Genomic DNA, 16,683 nt, shown 5'->3' with positions numbered 1-16,683 from the left:
GCAATGACGCCAGAACTTGCGGTAAACCTATTTTCTAATGCTGTTTGGATCATCATTAACATGGTGATGGTGTTAGTTGTGCCGGGGTTATTAGTCGGATTAGTGATTGCGGTTTTTCAAGCTGCCACCCAAATCAACGAGCAAACACTTAGTTTTTTACCTCGTTTGATCATGACCTTACTCATGGTTATTTTTGCCGGACATTGGATGTTAAGACGCCTCATGGAATTATTTGATCACTTATTTCATAACATTCCGGGAATGATTGGCTAATGGCTATCTCGTTTGCAGAGCTCAATGCCCTTCTCGCTCAGTTTTGGTGGCCATTTTTTCGAATTGGGGCAGCCATGTTAGCCATGCCATTTTTTGGTGATGCATTAATTCCTATTTGGGTTCGTGCGTTGCTAGCACTTGCTATCAGTTTTATTGCCGCACCTCTTATGCCTGCGATGCCAACCACGGATTTACTCTCGTTTAATGCATTAACACTGGCATTTGAACAAGCGATCTGGGGGATTTTATTTGGATTAATCTTGCACTTTTTATTTTCCATCATGACCTTACTTGGGCAAATCATTTCGCTGCAAATGGGGCTAGGAATGGCAATAATGAATGATCCAGTAAATGGGGTTTCTATTGCCATTCTTGGACGCATGTTTTTACTCTTCTCGACCCTGCTATTCCTTGCCCTTGATGGGCATTTATTAGTGATTGATATTCTGGTGCAAAGCTTTACTTCTTGGCCTGTTGGCAGTGGCTTAGCGCTTTCCTCGGTAAAACAAATACTCACACTTTTTGGTTGGATGTTCAGCTCTGCCCTTGCTATTGCGCTACCTGCAATTGTGTCCATGCTTTTGGCGAATATCAGTTTCGGGGTGATGAACCGCGCCGCACCTAGTTTAAACGTTTACGCATTAGGCTTTCCTATGACCATGTTGTTAGGGCTGTTTAGCGTTTTAATTTCAGTGAGTGGTGTGCCTACGCGTTACGCTGAGTTAGTCCATTACAGCTTAGATCAGCTCCAACTGTATATTTCGGGGGGCGCATGAGTCAGTCATCAGCACAAGATAAAACCGAAAAAGCCACCCCACAGAAGATCCGTAAAGCTCGTGAACAAGGTCAGATCCCACGTACAAAGGACTTCACTGCCGCAACCATTTTTATTGCAGTTATCGTTTTCTTTTATTTTCAAATTGATGTGATTTGGCAGGCGTTAAATGGCGTCTTTCAGCTCAATATGACAATCTCTCATGATGATTTGCGCTCTCCTTGGCTTGCTATAGAAGCATTAGGATCAAGTCTAGGGATCATCATCCAACTGTTACTGCCATTATTTGGTTTAATATTCATAACAGCTATTGCCAGCAGCTTATTGCTTGGCGGCTGGCTTTTCTATCCTGCGGGTGTACTACCAAAACTCTCAAAAATAGATCCCATTGCAGGGATAAAGCGCATGTTCTCAACCCGATCCTTAGTTGAACTTTTAAAATCGACACTCAAAGTCTGCGTGATTTTCCTGCTGTTATATCTCTACCTTGATGTCAATTTAAGCCGCTTATTAGGGATGCAAAACTTGCCGCTGAAACAAGGCGTATCGTTAATTCTCACCATTCTCTTTCATGGCATTTTACTCATGGGAATTGCTCTTTTTATCTTCGGTCTCATTGATATTCCTTACCAAAAATGGGAACACGCTAAAGAGCTAAAAATGACTAAGCAGGAATTGAAAGAGGAATTTAAAACCAACGAAGGTAACCCTGAGATCAAGCAGCGTGTTCGCCAAATTCAACAGCAGTACGCCCGTAGAAAAATTGATAAAGCAGTACCTCAGGCTGATGTGGTGATCGTCAACCCAACCCATTATGCCGTTGCGATTAAATATGACACGGCACTGTCTGAAGCGCCCTTTGTGGTAGCAAAAGGCATAGACGAAGCGGCAATGCATATTCAAACCATCGCCAAACAACACGATGTAGAGATCTTACGTTCACCACCATTAACTCGTGCGATTTATCACAGCACCCAGATAGAACAAGCGATCCCAAGCCAGCTCTATGTCGCCGTGGCACATATTTTAACTTATGTCTTACAGCTCAAAGCCTTTCGACAAGGGCAAGGCAATCAACCACAACAGTTACCTAATTTTGTTATTCCGAAACATTTACAGTATTAATCCCAGCGCATTGTCACCTGATTGGATGAAGGACTTCACATGTTAAATTGGCTCACAACACTCAAACAGTCGAGTAAAGGTTATATCGGTATTCCTATCGCCTTACTGATGATCTTGGCAATGGTGATTTTGCCCCTACCGCCAATGCTGCTCGATGCCTTATTCACCTTTAATATTGTGTTAGCCATCTTAGTCTTGCTAGTCAGCACAACGGCAAAACGACCATTAGATTTTTCCGTTTTCCCTACCATTTTGCTGGTAGCGACATTGATGCGCCTGACATTGAATGTGGCTTCAACACGTATTGTGTTATTGGAAGGTCATAATGGTGGCGATGCTGCAGGTAAAGTGATCCAAGCATTCGGTGAAGTGGTGATCGGTGGTAACTATGTAGTAGGTATGGTTATCTTCGTGATTTTAATGATCATCAACTTTGTGGTGATCACCAAAGGTGGCGAACGTATTTCAGAGGTAGCAGCTCGTTTTACCCTTGATGCCCTGCCCGGTAAACAAATGGCGATAGATGCGGATTTAAACGCTGGCATCATTGACCAAAACCAAGCTAAACAACGCCGTCGTGATGTTGCCAATGAAGCGGATTTTTACGGTTCAATGGATGGTGCATCTAAGTTTGTTCGTGGTGATGCCATTGCAGGTTTGTTGATCCTGTTTATCAATATCATCGGTGGTATCAGTATCGGTGTTTTTGAGTACGGACTCAGCGCTTCTGATGCTTTTAAAACTTACGCCTTACTGACCATTGGTGATGGTCTTGTCGCTCAAATTCCTTCACTACTATTAGCAACTTCTGCCGCTATTATTGTCACTCGCATTAACGACAGTGATGATGACATGACGCAAGCCATGCAGAATCAGCTGCTTGCCTCGCCAGCCACTTTATTTACTGTTGCCTCCGTCATGGCAATCATCGGCATGGTGCCGGGTATGCCGCATCTTGCATTTTTCAGCTTTGCCGCCGTATTAGCCTTTGCGGGCTGGCGACAATATAAAAAGCCCCATCACCACCAGCAGCTCGATGAAGTTGAAGCCGTTTCTCAAGCGATGCAACTAGACCACGAGACACCTTTAACATGGGATGATATTCCTCATGTTCAAAGTATGTCGTTATCACTTGGCTTTCGTTTAGTACATTTGGTGAATAAAGAACAAGGCGCACCACTGACCCAACGGATACGAGGTGTACGTAAAAATTTATCAGAGCAAGTGGGTTATTTACTGCCTGAAGTTAATATTCGCGACAACCTGAGTTTAAAACCGAATCACTATACCATTGCGGTCCATGGTGAAATCATTGAGCAAGGCAGCATTGAACCTGAACGTTTAATGGCTATTGCCGTGGGTGATACTTATGGCGAAATAGATGGCATCCTTGGTCACGATCCAGCCTATCAATTGCCTGCGGTATGGATTGAGAATAACAACAAAGCAAAAGCACTGAATATGGGCTATCAAGTTGTTGATGATGCCACCGTGATTGCGACTCACTTAAGCAAGGTAATGAAAGTCCATTTAGCGGATTTGTTTACCCATGATGATGTGGATTTTATTAACCAACGTTTGGCGCAACAAGCACCGAAATTAGCGGAAAGTTTAAGTGCAGCATTAACACCTGCTCAGCAACTCAAAGTGTATCGCCAATTGCTAATAGACCAAGTGCCGCTAAAAGATATTCGTACCATTGCCAATACCATGTTGGAAGCCTCTGAAAATACCAAAGATCCGATCTTAATTGCTGCTGATGTACGCTGTAGCTTACGCCGCACACTGGTAAATTTAATCAATGGCGATAAGAAAGATCTTAATGTGTATGCCCTATCCGATGAACTTGAACAGATCTTATTAACCTCGCTTCAACAAGCGCAAGCCAGTGGCAATGTCATACTTGATAGCTTCCCTATTGAACCTAATATTTTAAGCCAATTTCAACAAAATATGCCGCTGGCAAAACAACAGTTAAAACAGCAAGGAGCAGCCCCTGTTTTATTAGTGATGCCGCAATTAAGACCGTTACTGTCTCGTTATGCCCGCACTTTTGCCCAAGGCTTAGCGGTGTTGTCTTACAACGAAGTTCCTGAAAATAAGAACATCAACATTATTGGTAACTTAGGCTGAACCATTCACCACAATTGCACAAGGATGAACTATGACAGCTCAACAAACATTAACTAGCGTGGACGATCTTTACCGCTATATTCAAAGTATTATTCCATCACTCACCCGTAACAATGACGATGCCATCTTGCTTGACGCCTTTGAGCAAAACGATTTACGCCATGTATGCCAAGCCATTCGTGAAACCATATCGAATCAAGTAACTTATCAGCACCTAACCTTGCGTTTTGGTAGTAATAGCGAACAAAGTGTTTATCAATTTGATGTTTCTAAACCTGTGCAGTTTCTGTTTGATCTCTACAGTTTATATTTAGCGATTCGTCACATTGAGTTTCAACTCTGCACATTTCACAAAGACGTGATTAATCCTTTAGTAGTGCCGATAAATTCGGAAACCCTCTCTTGGCCTATAGGACAAGGCTTTATTAATCAGGTTTATCAGCATCACTCTACCGCTATGAAATACATTATTCCCTGTGTTCAACTTCATGATACGGAAAACAATAAATGCCATAACGAAATGACATTAAATGCAAATTTAGAGTCACTTAAAAAGAAAGCCGTACAACTGTGGGTAGATATTATTCCCCCGACTCGATATTTAGAGACAATTAAAACCATCAAGCCGGATGCCATTAAAACGTCGCATATCCTTAATGATGATCATAAACGCTCAGGATTAATTCCTGTGATACGCTTTATTCGTAAAAACAACACATTATTTATTGCAGGTCGAGTGGGAAGCCAACACGAACTCAATCAATATCGTCTACTTGGTGCGCAGTATTACTTCGGTTACATCAGCGATATTCCAGTCTCGGTTTCAATGAGAAAACAAGTGGCAAATAACTCTTAAATACCAAGTAGGATTTATATGTTCCCTGCACCTAAACGTGTAACGTTGACTTTAACAGTTAATACCTAAGCTTGTGTGGATGAACTGAAAGAAAGTTCTGTTCTTATATGGCACGCTGTTTCTTTACTGATATAAATTGAATAATGATGATTTTATCGCTTAAGTTCCGTTTTTAATAAGACAGATTAAATACATTTCTTACTTTATACATTCTCTCACAAAGCGTTAGATGTAAAAAATTGCTACCAACGTCATAATATATAAAGCTTATATCGAGTATCATAAAGACATTTTATGAGTATATTTTTGCACGAAAGTAAGAATGCTTATTAATACACTGTTATGAATTGGTCGTGAGTATATTATGATGGTAATGATAATTGTATCTCTTGTGCTTGGGGGAGTAATTGGAGTTTTACTGCACAAGGTTCCCAAAGAGAAAAAAACTCTATCTTGGACAATTTCAAGTCTAATACTAATACTATCAATTACTGTGTCAGCATCAGGTATTTCAGACCCTCATTTATTATTTTCTTCATACATAAAAATAGATGATTGCTACAGCAATCAGTTCAGCTTAGTTGAGGTTAGACGGAGTAAATCAAGAACCACATTTAAGGTACTTGAAGGAGAAAAAACCAAAAGCATTAAACCTGAAGGCGGTTTGGGTTACTGGGTCGGTAGTGATCCCGATAGAAGGCATTGGAATGGTGAAAAGATAACAATTACTCAATGCCCCTATTGGGGGTACGGAGTACTATCAAATATGGTTGCGAAAATCTCCATAAATAATGAAGTGATTTTTACCTATCGCAGTAAAAATGATTATTTAGAATTGCAGCGTTTCAACCGCTTCTTCGGTTTCATTTTACTTCCTATATCTTTGTTATTGTTCATATTTTTACAAGTTCACGTAATTCGTAAAACAATTCATAACAAATAAATCAACGTTATATGCCCAGGATTTTTGATGACTCTTTTAGCTAATACCCCAAAGCCACCTTATTATGCTGTTATTTTTACTTCAGTGCGTACTGCAGGCGATAATGGATATGGAGAAGCTGCAAATAGGATGATTGAGCTTGCTGAACAGCAACCAGGGTATTTAGGTGCAGAATCAGCAAGAGAAGATGTAGGTATTACAGTTTCTTACTGGGCTGATTTGGAGTCTATTAAAAACTGGAAAGCTAATACTGAGCATCGAGAGGCTCAAAAAACCGGTCGTAAGTTATGGTACGAGTCATTTAAGGTTCGTATTTCAAAAGTAGAACGTGACTATGGCATATAACAAGGTATTTATAATCTAAACTGATTCTGTCCAACAATTAGCTAGCTCATGTCCACCTACGCATAATATATGTATTTAAACGCATTAAAGATTTAATAAGGTTTTCTTACCTAATCGGTTATTAAGTAAGAAAGCCTCGTTAAATTTGGCTCAATATCAAATTTCATCCCAATTCTTTCCTTATTTTAAAAATATCAAAAATAATAATTAATGATCTTTTCTAACTGTCCGCATAGATACAGTGAGCAGGAAATACCTCGATAGATTGATTACAAGGAGAACTATCATGGCTCTATCTATGCACACTAATTACGCATCACTGGTTACACAGAACACACTGAACAATACGAGCAATTTGTTAAATACGGCAATGGAGCGTTTAAGTACTGGTTTCCGTGTAAATTCAGCCGCAGATGATGCTGCAGGTCTTCAAATCGCAACTCGTCTTGATGCGCAAACTCGTGGCATGTCAGTAGCTATGCGTAATTCACAAGACGGTATTTCAATGATGCAAACCGCTGAAGGTGCGATGGATGAAATGACTAACATCGTTTACCGCATGAATGACCTTGCGACACAGGCATCGAATGGTACCGCTTCAGCAAGCGACAAAGTTGCTCTTAATCAAGAATTCAATCAGCTGAATGAAGAGCTTGTTAATATAATGAGTTCAACCAGTTTTGGTGGACAAGACATTTTGACTGATGCTGGCTCATTTGGTGCTGGTGCAGTTAATTTCCAAATTGGTACTCAATCAGGTGATCAGCTTGCAGTTGATGTGTCAACTGAAGTACAGGCCATAAATGGAGCAATTGGCGCAGCTGGTGCTTTTGCTCTTGGTAATTTAACAGCAGCTGGAGGAGCGCAAACAGCGCTAACTACCCTAACAGGTGCTAACGGTGATGCTGGATTACTCAAACTAATAGGTGACGCACGTTCAGCCCTTGGTGCCAACATTAACCGCCTTGACCATACCATCACTAACCTTGGCAATATGGTTGAAAACGTCTCTGCAGCCAAAGGTCGTATTGTTGATGCTGACTTTGCAGTGGAATCTTCAAGCATGACCAAAAACCAAATGCTAATGCAAGCGGGTACAACGGTACTTTCCCAAACTAACCAATTACCTGGCATGGCAATGTCACTCTTGCGTTAACGAAAAACATACTCCCTTTTATTTACGCAGCCTCCTTCGTGGAGGCTTTTTTATAACTGGCACATTGAGCGAAAGAACAGTTAACAAACGCAGTAATCACGAAAAAAGTAAGTAAACGGAACATGGGAATCAGAGCAGGAAAACGCAAACGGAAGTCCCCTTTCCGCCATTACCAGAAACACAGGTAAGCACTTGTTTTTATTTGATTTTAATTAACCTCATTGTGGCATAGCTCTTGCCAATATAAATAGTCACTTAAGGAGCAATCATGAATTCATTAGATCCCATTCAAATGGCAACCCAACTCGCCACTTTTGATGTACAGCCATTTCAGCAGCGCTATCAATTACAAGCTGATAAATACCAAAGCCAATTAACAGCGCTTGGTAAGGTGGAATCTGCCCTACGTGATTTTCGCTCAACCATTCAAGAGATTAACAGTTCAACCACCAGCATTATTCAGAATAAAGCAACATTAAGTAACGATAGCCACTTTAGTGTTAATGCCAATGCTCAGGCGTTAAATGGCAGCTATCAAATCTTTGTTGAACAAGTAGCAAGTGCGCATCAAGTTAAAACTGATATGCCATCGAATTTAGATTCAACAACGTCAGTTCCAAATACAGGCACGCTATCACTGACTGTTGCAGGTCAAACCCTTGATCTCGATCTTTCAACCATTGATAGCGATGGTGACGGGCAGTCCACCATGGCTGAGCTCACTACAGCGATTAATAACCATCCCGATAATCCCGGTGTGAATGCCACCCTAGTACGTACCAGTGGGCAAACTCACTTTATGCTATCAAGTACTGAAACAGGTATTGCGAATACGTTAAGTGTTAATGCAAGCACTGGCACAACTTGGTTTGATGATGCTTTTACTAATTTAACCGAAATCAGTGCACCACAAGACGCAGTGATTTGGCTTGGTGCTGAAACCACAGGCTTACAACTCACAAATAGCAGTAACACCTTTTCTAATGTGATTGATGGTATTGATATTACAGCAACCAAAGCACAAACCTCAGGTGATCCTGCCATTTCAATGGCTATCGATGCAGATCAAGATGCCACATTAGAGCAAGTGAACGCTTTCATTGATAGCTATAACAAGGTGATGAGTACGCTTGATAGCTACACCCAAACAGGCTCAGCAGACAGCAAACGTGGTGCCCTTGCCAATGATCCTACCCTTCGTTCAATAGAGTCGCAGTTAAACAACTTATTACGGGATCAATTTGACGGCAAAAGACTGTCTGAAATTGGGATCAGTATTAACCGTGACGGCAAATTAGAAGTAGATTCAGATACCTTTAAAAGCGCCCAACAAACCATGGGTTCAACCATTGAATCCATGTTTAACGGCGATGGTAACTTGCTCGATTCATTAGAAGACTCACTCAAACCTTTTCTGCAATTTTCTTCTGGCATGTTCTCTTCTCGAAAAGATGCCCTACGTAACAACATCGATCGCATCGATGACAAGCAAGCCAATCTCGAGCGCAAGTACGACATGGCTTACACCCGTTATCTCAAACAATTCACCCAAATGAATCAAATCATGACCCAAATGCAGCAAACCCAAGGTTTATTTGGTTAAAAGGAGCACCACTATGTTAATGCAAGATGCAGGTTTTAATTCATACCAACAAGTTGACTTAGATGCACAAGCTGCCTCGGCCTCTCCGCATCAATTAGTGTTGATGCTCATTGATGGCTTTCAAGATGAACTGATCCGCGCCCAAGGACATATCGAAGCCAAACGACTTGATGCCAAAGGGATCAGCATTAATAAATGTATGAATATCTTAATGGGGTTAGACAGTGCGTTAGATTTAGAACTTGGCGGTGAAGTTGCCGCTAATTTACATGATCTTTATGAATTTTGTCAGCTAGAGCTTTACCAAGGTAGTGTTAAAAATGATACCGCACACCTTAATAACGTTGCTTTAGTCATGGATAACATTCGTGAAGGCTGGCAAGGATTCGGACAACATGCAGCTAAATAAGCCAGTGTCGTTCAATCAACTCACCATACAAATTCAACAAGCTGCTGAGGATCAAAATTGGTCCCGCTTGCAGCAGCTTGATGATGCACTGCGCCCACTGTTATTAGCTGTTAAATCAAAACCAATGACACCACCACAACAAGCACAGATAAATGCGTTAAAAGCGGTGCATCATCAAGCCTATCTCGCACTGCAGCAAGCACAACAACTACTTCAACAAAAAATAGCGACAGCTGATAAGGAAAAAGAACGCCTTGAAGCTTACCAGTCAGCCAACAGTATGGAGTGATCGATGTTAATTAATAATGCGCTAAGCAAAGTCGATAATATGGCTTCATCATCTGATATCAAGCAAGCTGGGATGCCAGTTAAAAGCTCTGATAAAACAGAAGCACAAGGGAATTTCTCGCATACTTTACAAACGCTCCCTACGACTCAACAACAAGAGAATGTATCGCCTGATCTACCCTTTGGCTCAATGAACAATGTCGTTTTCGATCAAGGCAATCATCAAATAGATGAACAGCTCACTATGCTCATTGATGTAAAAGAAACACAAAGCCCATGGCAAAGCCAAACTGATACTAACTTAAAAACAACACCTATACTGGCTTTGCCGCTAAATCAAGAAGCTCTGCAATACCCCAAAGCACAGCAATCAAATATCACTAATACAGCAGAAGTATTAGTGAACAATCAGCGAATCGTTGATGGGATAAATAACTCGCCTATCACAGATTCAAACACGATAAAAAGCTCAGTAGCACCACTTACCACCACTGCGCTATCAAGTGAGCCTCTAGCAGAAATATCGTCACTAACTGCGGTAAAAACGCCAGCTTCTAATCGGGAGTTCACTATCTCGCAAGTAGTACAAAACCTCACAACAGTAGAGCAAACATTACCTGCAAATACCCAATCCCAAGTGAATATAACTGCCAATCGTGCAAATTGGGCACCTATCAGTATCGATCCTCAATCACCGCAATGGGGGGAAAAGATGATCAATATTCTTCAAGATCGGGTATCGCTTCAAGCAACGCAAAATATGCAAGAGGCTCGTATTCGCTTAGATCCGCCAGATCTCGGTAAGCTTGATCTGATCGTCAAAATGGAAGGCGATAAATTAAACGTCCAGATCAGTGCTAATAACAGTGCTGTACGTGATGCCCTTAGCCAAGTCTCTGAACGTTTACGTCATGATCTCCAACAACAGTTTATGAGCGTCAACGTCAATATCAGCCATGGCGAACAGCAATCTCATCGCCAACAAACCACAGAGCACACACTTCAAGATGACAATGATCATCGGGTGATGGCAGCGTCATCAGCTACCCCCATCGACGCATCAACAGCCAATGAACATTGGCTCTCTACACTCGCATAATATTTTTCTATTTAGGATCAGGATGATGGCTAATAAAAAAACGCTCTTTAATCTCTTATTTCTACTGCTATTTAGCATCCTTGTGGCAGCTATCACTTTTGCTGCAACCTTGTGGTATAGCCAACAAAATGCGCCCTCTGCAAGTATGGATGCATGGCTAGCATCCCTGTTTCAATCAGAGCCAGAAGCCACTCGTCAGCCTGCTTTTCATTCTCTCGATAAAATTGTTGTTAGTGTCAAAGGCGAGCGTCAAACCCATTTCGTGATGTTAGAGCTTGCCGTACAAACCCACTATCCCGAGCGTATTAAACAAATCGACAGCTATATGCCTTTAGTACGTAACGCATTACTCAAGATGTTCAGCAAAAAGAAATACGAAGAATTACAGAATCAGCAAACCATTGAGCAATTACAGCAAGAAGTGAAACAAACCCTCACTGATGCTTTTGCCAATACCACCATTGCACGTGATATCGATGATGTGCTGTTTACTAAATATGTCATTCAATAATGAGGTGAGTATGTTAGATAACACCCAGAACACTCACTATGACACCAGTACAATACCAGCGTCGCAGCAACATGATGTTGATGAGAACGTACTGATCAAAAAACACCTTAACTTAGTTAAACGCGTCGTCAATCAGTTGCGTCATCACACTAGCTCTCATTGCAGTTATGAAGACATGCAACAAATTGGCTTGATTGGTTTATTAGAAGCAGCTCGTCGTTACGGTGATGTTGATGATCCCCAATTTCCTGCCTTTGCTGTTTGCCGTATTCGAGGTGCCATTTTAGATGAGCTTCGTCGCCTTGATTGGCGCTCACGTCAAACTCGTCAGCAAGCGCATGAATTAAATGACGCTACCCGTGATCTCATGAAACAACTGGGACGTCAGCCTACAGAAGCGGAAATCACTCACGCATTAGGCATTGATAACAATGATTACCATCAGCGATTACAAGCCAGTATGGCGAGCGAAATGCAAAGCCTTGATCAACTACTTGAAGCAGGCAAAGAACTAGAGACACCCTTTACTGACACAAGTATTGAACATGAACATTTACGTCGTTCGCTTACCTATGCCCTCACCCAATTAACCAAACGTGAACAGTTGTTGCTCACTCTATTTTATCAACATGAGCTCAATCTTCATGAGATAGCTCTAGTGCTTAACCTCACTCCACCTCGTATTTGTCAGCTGCATAAACAGGCACTGAAATCCCTCAATCATTATTTATCGACTTAGGAGCTTGATATGCAGAAGTTTATCGGTGCCATTATCATTATTATTTGTGTTTTCGGTGGCTATATTTGGGCTGGCGGTAATTTACGCGCCATTTGGCAACCAGCAGAGTTATTGATTATTGCAGGGGCAACCATTGGCTCACTGATCATAGGTAATCCCCCTCATGTATTAAAAGAAATGCGCTTGCAGTTTCGAGAAATATTGTCTCCTAATCATCATGAAGAGCAATACTACATGGAGTTAATGGCACTCCTCCAAGCCTTGCTCGACACGGTACGAAACAACGGATTTAAAGCGTTAGACAGCCATATTGAATCACCACAAAGCAGCGCTATTTTTAATCGCTATCCACTGATCAGCCACGATCATCATGTTATTTCCTTTATTACCGACAATTTACGTTTAATGGCAATGGGACAAATGTCGCCTTATGAACTTGAAGGGTTACTCGAACAAGAAATCAGTGCCATCGAAGAAGATTTATTGTTGCCATCACGTTCAATGCAGCGCACCGCAGAAGCCTTACCCGGTTTTGGGATTTTAGCGGCAGTAATGGGGATCATTATCACCATGCAAGCCATTGATGGTTCGATAGCCATGATTGGTTATCACGTTGCAGCAGCTTTAGTTGGGACTTTTCTCGGGATTTTTGGCTGTTATTGCATTCTCGATCCAGCCAGTAATGCCATGGCACAACGTGTTAAACGTAACATGTCAGCATTTGAGTGTATCCGCGCAACCTTAGTCGCCTATGTCGCTAAAAAACCAACACTACTCGCCATTGATGCAGGAAGAAAACATATTCAGCTAGACATTAAACCAACGTTTAACGAAATGGAGAAGTGGCTAACTGAACAGGAGGGATAATGCAAAAAACAGAGCACATCGTCTTTAAACGTGCAGCAAAACGACATTCAAACGAACACCATGGTGGTGCGTGGAAAGTCGCCTTTGCTGATTTTATGATTGCTCTTATGGCACTATTTCTGGTGCTCTGGTTGATGCAAGTTGTTGATCAACAAGAGCGCAAAGCCATTGTCGCTTATGTAAATAGTGCCAGCGTTTTTGACGAAGGCGCTGGCAATCCTTTTGATACCGCCAACAGCTTATCCCCTATTGATTTCGGTGGTGAAGCTGCCGATCTAAGCTCTCACAATGCAGCCATGACAATAAAATCGTTTTTTGATGGTAATGGCGATGGACCAGAAAGAGACGCATTAATTCCGGGTAGCTTTGAAACTCAAGCGCAACTTGCAGTGCTCGCTTCTGTCGTAGAGGAGACAGCTAAGCAAGTTTCAGCACAAGGTAATATCTCGGTCGATGTCACTCCTCAAGGGCTGAGAATTATTTTACAAGATGATTTTAAACAAAATATGTTTCATCGAGGCAGTGCCAATTTAACGCCTTTTTTTGAAGACGTATTACTCAATATCGCCCCTATTTTTAAGCAAATTAGCAATTCACTGATCATTAGCGGTCATACTGATGCCACACAATTTAAAAGTAAATTTAGCCGTAGTACCAATTGGGAGCTGTCCTCTTCTCGCGCAAATGTAGCGAGACAAACGCTTATTGCTGGCGGTATGCCAAGTAACCGTGTGCTTCAAGTGGCAGGGATGGCAGAGCGTGCGCTTCTCAATAAACAATCACCTAATGCCAGTGAAAACCGACGTATTGAATTATTTATCTTAACAACACCCGCTGCCAACATTGTTGATGCCCTGTTTGGTACAGGTAATCCTGACAATCTTCTCGATAAAGCCCGTAGCAAGGCAAAGTTTAATCAGCCGGTTATACGCAGTGACTTTATTAACCACGCTCAACCAACACCAAAAAATAGCCCACAACCTCTTTCTCATTTATAAGTAGTTTCCAAAAAAGGTGTTAGGCAATAAACAAATTTGTTGATGAGTAACGAATGACATATTCCGAATTGAAACAGAGAAAAGCCGATAATCTACAGAAAACCTTTTTATGGTTGATTATTATCGACTACATTTTGCTGTCTTTTTTCCTGTTCCAACTCTCATCACTGGATTTAAAAACAGGCACAATGATCAGTCTACTGCTGGTTTTATATAATGGTTTACTGGCTGTTTTTTGTTTTCATCGTGCAAATAGAACAGATGATGGCTACATTATTTACCCTATTATTTCGGCAATCCTATTAGCCTTCATCTGTTTTCTTTATTTCTTCTTTCTCGTTGCTTAAGAGCATCTAGCGGTGCTTACAGATCCAACGTGTCAGCACTTTTCCGATCCAAAAACTCACCGCAAACAAAGTAACAAAAAAGACACCACTGCACACATATGCCCACACCGCTTGTAAACGAAAGAAATAACCAAAGCTAAACGCGATACCATTTACAGCTTCTAACGGCATTTCAAGCCATGCAGCATTGGATGAATAACCTATGCTAACAACAACATAAAGTAATGCGATACAAGCGACAAAGAAGCCGACTTTATTTTCAATACGTTTCATATAACTATCTAAATTTAATTTATAGTCAATAGGTTACTATAAAGATAAACCTGTTATGTCATGAGTACCGTAGAAGAATGGTAATGACAATCTTAGAAAGGAAAAACAACAAGCATTAAGCAAATTTCGATATTAAACACCTAAATAACGAAATCACTATTTAGGTGTTTTTATGATGATTACTTCTTCACACAAACAAATAATGCGTTGCCTGAAGTACCGTTCCAAGGCAATAGTTTATCGTAATCATGCTCGAACATATGCACTTCAAAGTAAGGCTCTAGCAATGCTTGTAATTCTGCAAAGCTCACTGCCACCATTGGGTGTTCGTCATGCCAAACTTCTGTCGTGATATCACATGCTTTTTCAATACTTAGCTTGAGTGCTTGTTTCTCGCCTTCACCTTGATAAAACCAACCTGAGCTAAAGGTAAAACGGCTATTATCGTGCTCAACGCTATGGCGAACAAAAGAATCATTGTTGATTAAATTCTTTTCCACCGCATTGAAACAAAAGATACCGTCATCTTTTAGGGCTGTATGAGCGCTTTCAATACAGCGTGTTAAGTTTGCAATGCCATCGCTATAGTGAATCGAATACAGGAAACATGTGATCAAATCTAACGGCTGATCGACTTTAAATTCACACATGTTCTGCAATACAAAATCCGCTTCTGGGCAGCGAAGTTTTGCAAGATCCAACATTGGCTGATTAATGTCTAAACCAGAGCTTTGAAAGCCTTTATCGATAAAGTGACGAACATGAGGCCCTGTACCACAGGCTAAATCTAAATGACGTGTACCTTTATTACCAAAAAGCTGGTGAAGTCGACGAATACACTCAGCTTGAGCTTGATAATTAATATCAGCACACATTAAATCGTAATAAGAAGATAGATCTGTATACAGCGCTGTAGAAGTGGTTGTTGCCAATATCTTATACCGTGTAGGGTTATTAACTGGCGCGGATAGTATAGTAATTGACGCCTGTTCAAAAACACGGATTTTTATCATTACGATAAATTTTATTTACCAAACACTGTAAAAGTAATATTTATTGGGCGCATTCCTTTAATCACAGTTCTAACAACACGCTATGCAGATGATCATATCAGCTTTATTTACATATGGTTACAAACAAAAATGAGAGAATATCCCTTGTGTGCCTAGTAATTGTTCACATAGGATAAAAGCATACTTTTACAGCCATATTGAATCACAACGCAATAAGTTAAATATTATTTCAATGTATTAGCAGCACCAAAGACGTATTACTCAAACTTTATTTTTTCAATTTTTATACGCATGGTGAAATATAGAGGAATAATGATGGCGATTAAGTTTCAGTTTTTTACGCTTAGCAACGACAGAAAACAATTCACTTTTCTTGATATGTCATCATCGACATTTCTTAAAGAAAAAGAAACCTTACTCTCTCAAGGTTTTGAAGTCCTAGATGATGTGATTTATGCAGAAACAAGTGAAGAAGCAGTAGAACACTATAAGTCGAACTATATTTACGTATTAGAAGAATATAACAGAGCATCAAACCCTTTTTATATCATTATTGATTCTATAAAAAACCTCTTAAAACGATAATAAAAAAAACCACTAACTATAATATATAGCTAGTGGGACGTCTATAAGAAATATAACTTATAAAAGAGAGAAAAGTAAACTGAATTTATAAAAAGAAATTGTATTACGAAATAGTACTGAGCATTTTCCTCTTTGTTTTTAAAATGATTTTCATTGCTTCAGTATTAATTTTTTTTCTAACTAATTTTTTATCTTGATGCATAACGAGTAACTTTATTTATATGATTACAAGAATTACAACGGAGAATTTTTTTTAAATAAAGTCGATCTATTAAATTACGTTTCAGCCTTGATATATCAAAGCTTCCACATTTCATACATTTTCTTTGCATATTATATTTTTAA

The 16,683-nt window shown here is 40.4% G+C and carries 20 protein-coding genes; 18 read left to right on the top strand and 2 right to left on the bottom strand.

All coding sequences use genetic code 11. The features are described from left to right. Positions 1–3 precede the first annotated feature (3 nt). From fliQ to Q7657_RS02750, 17 genes are all read left to right on the top strand, one after another. Positions 4–273, top strand: coding sequence for a flagellar biosynthesis protein FliQ (gene fliQ / locus Q7657_RS02830; protein ID WP_107165999.1), 270 nt, complete (start codon positions 4–6; stop codon positions 271–273). Then, positions 273–1,049, top strand: coding sequence for a flagellar biosynthetic protein FliR (gene fliR / locus Q7657_RS02825; protein ID WP_107166000.1), 777 nt, complete (start codon positions 273–275; stop codon positions 1,047–1,049). The genes fliQ and fliR overlap by 1 nt, the downstream gene beginning before the upstream one ends. Further along, positions 1,046–2,173, top strand: coding sequence for a flagellar biosynthesis protein FlhB (gene flhB, locus Q7657_RS02820; RefSeq protein WP_107166001.1), 1,128 nt, complete (start codon positions 1,046–1,048; stop codon positions 2,171–2,173). The genes fliR and flhB overlap by 4 nt, the downstream gene beginning before the upstream one ends. A gap of 39 nt (positions 2,174–2,212) precedes the next feature. Further along, the gene (gene flhA, locus Q7657_RS02815; protein ID WP_107166002.1) at positions 2,213–4,306 is read left to right on the top strand and encodes a flagellar biosynthesis protein FlhA; all 2,094 of its coding nucleotides are present in this window, start codon (positions 2,213–2,215) and stop codon (positions 4,304–4,306) included. A gap of 31 nt (positions 4,307–4,337) precedes the next feature. Continuing rightward, a complete protein-coding gene (locus Q7657_RS02810; protein WP_107166003.1) occupies positions 4,338–5,162 on the top strand; it encodes an EAL domain-containing protein in 825 nt (274 codons plus the stop codon). A gap of 364 nt (positions 5,163–5,526) precedes the next feature. After that, positions 5,527–6,105 carry a hypothetical protein gene (locus tag Q7657_RS02805; RefSeq protein WP_107166004.1) on the top strand — a complete coding sequence of 193 codons (579 nt, stop codon included), beginning with the start codon at positions 5,527–5,529 and terminating at the stop codon, positions 6,103–6,105. A gap of 27 nt (positions 6,106–6,132) precedes the next feature. After that, positions 6,133–6,450 (top strand): antibiotic biosynthesis monooxygenase family protein, encoded by a 318-nt coding sequence (locus Q7657_RS02800; RefSeq protein ID WP_053988772.1) that lies wholly within the window; start codon positions 6,133–6,135, stop codon positions 6,448–6,450. Between the two features lie 286 nt (positions 6,451–6,736). Beyond that, positions 6,737–7,606: a lateral flagellin LafA gene (gene lafA / locus Q7657_RS02795; RefSeq protein ID WP_107166005.1), complete on the top strand. Its 870-nt coding sequence runs from the start codon at positions 6,737–6,739 to the stop codon at positions 7,604–7,606. Between the two features lie 268 nt (positions 7,607–7,874). Then, positions 7,875–9,209 carry a flagellar filament capping protein FliD gene (fliD, locus tag Q7657_RS02790; RefSeq protein ID WP_107166006.1) on the top strand — a complete coding sequence of 445 codons (1,335 nt, stop codon included), beginning with the start codon at positions 7,875–7,877 and terminating at the stop codon, positions 9,207–9,209. 13 nt (positions 9,210–9,222) lie between these two features. Next, positions 9,223–9,618, top strand: a complete 396-nt coding sequence (fliS, locus tag Q7657_RS02785; RefSeq protein ID WP_107166007.1) for a flagellar export chaperone FliS — start codon at positions 9,223–9,225, stop codon at positions 9,616–9,618. After that, entirely contained in the window at positions 9,605–9,907 is a 303-nt protein-coding gene (locus Q7657_RS02780) for a hypothetical protein (RefSeq protein ID WP_107166008.1), read from the top strand. The genes fliS and Q7657_RS02780 overlap by 14 nt, the downstream gene beginning before the upstream one ends. 3 nt (positions 9,908–9,910) lie before the next feature. Then, positions 9,911–11,005, top strand: a complete 1,095-nt coding sequence (locus Q7657_RS02775; protein ID WP_107166009.1) for a flagellar hook-length control protein FliK — start codon at positions 9,911–9,913, stop codon at positions 11,003–11,005. A 25-nt stretch (positions 11,006–11,030) separates the two neighbouring features. Further along, positions 11,031–11,516: a flagellar basal body-associated FliL family protein gene (locus tag Q7657_RS02770; protein WP_107166010.1), complete on the top strand. Its 486-nt coding sequence runs from the start codon at positions 11,031–11,033 to the stop codon at positions 11,514–11,516. A gap of 10 nt (positions 11,517–11,526) precedes the next feature. Further along, on the top strand, positions 11,527–12,255 hold the full coding sequence (locus Q7657_RS02765; RefSeq protein ID WP_107166011.1) for a FliA/WhiG family RNA polymerase sigma factor: 729 nt from the start codon (positions 11,527–11,529) through the stop codon (positions 12,253–12,255). Positions 12,256–12,264: 9 nt separating this feature from the next. After that, positions 12,265–13,122: a flagellar motor stator protein MotA gene (gene motA, locus Q7657_RS02760; protein WP_045065676.1), complete on the top strand. Its 858-nt coding sequence runs from the start codon at positions 12,265–12,267 to the stop codon at positions 13,120–13,122. Continuing rightward, on the top strand, positions 13,122–14,120 hold the full coding sequence (locus Q7657_RS02755) for a flagellar motor protein MotB (RefSeq protein ID WP_107166012.1): 999 nt from the start codon (positions 13,122–13,124) through the stop codon (positions 14,118–14,120). Before motA ends, Q7657_RS02755 begins: the two co-directional genes overlap by 1 nt. A gap of 53 nt (positions 14,121–14,173) precedes the next feature. Continuing rightward, positions 14,174–14,467 carry a hypothetical protein gene (locus Q7657_RS02750; RefSeq protein ID WP_107166013.1) on the top strand — a complete coding sequence of 98 codons (294 nt, stop codon included), beginning with the start codon at positions 14,174–14,176 and terminating at the stop codon, positions 14,465–14,467. Positions 14,468–14,473: 6 nt separating this feature from the next. Here Q7657_RS02750 and Q7657_RS02745 read toward each other — a convergent pair whose 3' ends face one another. Both Q7657_RS02745 and Q7657_RS02740 read right to left on the bottom strand, forming a co-directional pair. Beyond that, on the bottom strand, positions 14,474–14,740 hold the full coding sequence (locus Q7657_RS02745) for a hypothetical protein (protein ID WP_107166014.1): 267 nt from the start codon (positions 14,738–14,740) through the stop codon (positions 14,474–14,476). A gap of 179 nt (positions 14,741–14,919) precedes the next feature. Continuing rightward, on the bottom strand, positions 14,920–15,672 hold the full coding sequence (locus tag Q7657_RS02740; protein ID WP_061012607.1) for a class I SAM-dependent DNA methyltransferase: 753 nt from the start codon (positions 15,670–15,672) through the stop codon (positions 14,920–14,922). Between the two features lie 396 nt (positions 15,673–16,068). On the opposite strand from Q7657_RS02740, the gene Q7657_RS02735 reads away from it, so the two are divergent. Further along, positions 16,069–16,338: a hypothetical protein gene (locus Q7657_RS02735; protein ID WP_053988760.1), complete on the top strand. Its 270-nt coding sequence runs from the start codon at positions 16,069–16,071 to the stop codon at positions 16,336–16,338. Positions 16,339–16,683 lie beyond the last annotated feature (345 nt).

It is taken from the genome of Candidatus Photobacterium acropomis (assembly GCF_030685555.1).
Classification (GTDB): Bacteria; Pseudomonadota; Gammaproteobacteria; order Enterobacterales; family Vibrionaceae; genus Photobacterium; species Photobacterium lucens.
This window is presented reverse-complemented; position numbering and strand designations above follow the sequence as displayed.

What these genes read in the sequence shown, in the direction of transcription:
- fliQ (WP_107165999.1), top strand. Translation starts at nt 4, where the DNA reads ATGACGCCAGAACTTGCGGTAAACCTATTTTCTAATGCTGTTTGGATC.
- fliR (WP_107166000.1), top strand. Translation starts at nt 273, where the DNA reads ATGGCTATCTCGTTTGCAGAGCTCAATGCCCTTCTCGCTCAGTTTTGG.
- flhB (WP_107166001.1), top strand. Translation starts at nt 1,046, where the DNA reads ATGAGTCAGTCATCAGCACAAGATAAAACCGAAAAAGCCACCCCACAG.
- flhA (WP_107166002.1), top strand. Translation starts at nt 2,213, where the DNA reads ATGTTAAATTGGCTCACAACACTCAAACAGTCGAGTAAAGGTTATATC.
- Q7657_RS02810 (WP_107166003.1), top strand. Translation starts at nt 4,338, where the DNA reads ATGACAGCTCAACAAACATTAACTAGCGTGGACGATCTTTACCGCTAT.
- Q7657_RS02805 (WP_107166004.1), top strand. Translation starts at nt 5,527, where the DNA reads ATGATGGTAATGATAATTGTATCTCTTGTGCTTGGGGGAGTAATTGGA.
- Q7657_RS02800 (WP_053988772.1), top strand. Translation starts at nt 6,133, where the DNA reads ATGACTCTTTTAGCTAATACCCCAAAGCCACCTTATTATGCTGTTATT.
- lafA (WP_107166005.1), top strand. Translation starts at nt 6,737, where the DNA reads ATGGCTCTATCTATGCACACTAATTACGCATCACTGGTTACACAGAAC.
- fliD (WP_107166006.1), top strand. Translation starts at nt 7,875, where the DNA reads ATGAATTCATTAGATCCCATTCAAATGGCAACCCAACTCGCCACTTTT.
- fliS (WP_107166007.1), top strand. Translation starts at nt 9,223, where the DNA reads ATGTTAATGCAAGATGCAGGTTTTAATTCATACCAACAAGTTGACTTA.
- Q7657_RS02780 (WP_107166008.1), top strand. Translation starts at nt 9,605, where the DNA reads ATGCAGCTAAATAAGCCAGTGTCGTTCAATCAACTCACCATACAAATT.
- Q7657_RS02775 (WP_107166009.1), top strand. Translation starts at nt 9,911, where the DNA reads ATGTTAATTAATAATGCGCTAAGCAAAGTCGATAATATGGCTTCATCA.
- Q7657_RS02770 (WP_107166010.1), top strand. Translation starts at nt 11,031, where the DNA reads ATGGCTAATAAAAAAACGCTCTTTAATCTCTTATTTCTACTGCTATTT.
- Q7657_RS02765 (WP_107166011.1), top strand. Translation starts at nt 11,527, where the DNA reads ATGTTAGATAACACCCAGAACACTCACTATGACACCAGTACAATACCA.
- motA (WP_045065676.1), top strand. Translation starts at nt 12,265, where the DNA reads ATGCAGAAGTTTATCGGTGCCATTATCATTATTATTTGTGTTTTCGGT.
- Q7657_RS02755 (WP_107166012.1), top strand. Translation starts at nt 13,122, where the DNA reads ATGCAAAAAACAGAGCACATCGTCTTTAAACGTGCAGCAAAACGACAT.
- Q7657_RS02750 (WP_107166013.1), top strand. Translation starts at nt 14,174, where the DNA reads ATGACATATTCCGAATTGAAACAGAGAAAAGCCGATAATCTACAGAAA.
- Q7657_RS02745 (WP_107166014.1), bottom strand. Translation starts at nt 14,740, where the DNA reads ATGAAACGTATTGAAAATAAAGTCGGCTTCTTTGTCGCTTGTATCGCA.
- Q7657_RS02735 (WP_053988760.1), top strand. Translation starts at nt 16,069, where the DNA reads ATGGCGATTAAGTTTCAGTTTTTTACGCTTAGCAACGACAGAAAACAA.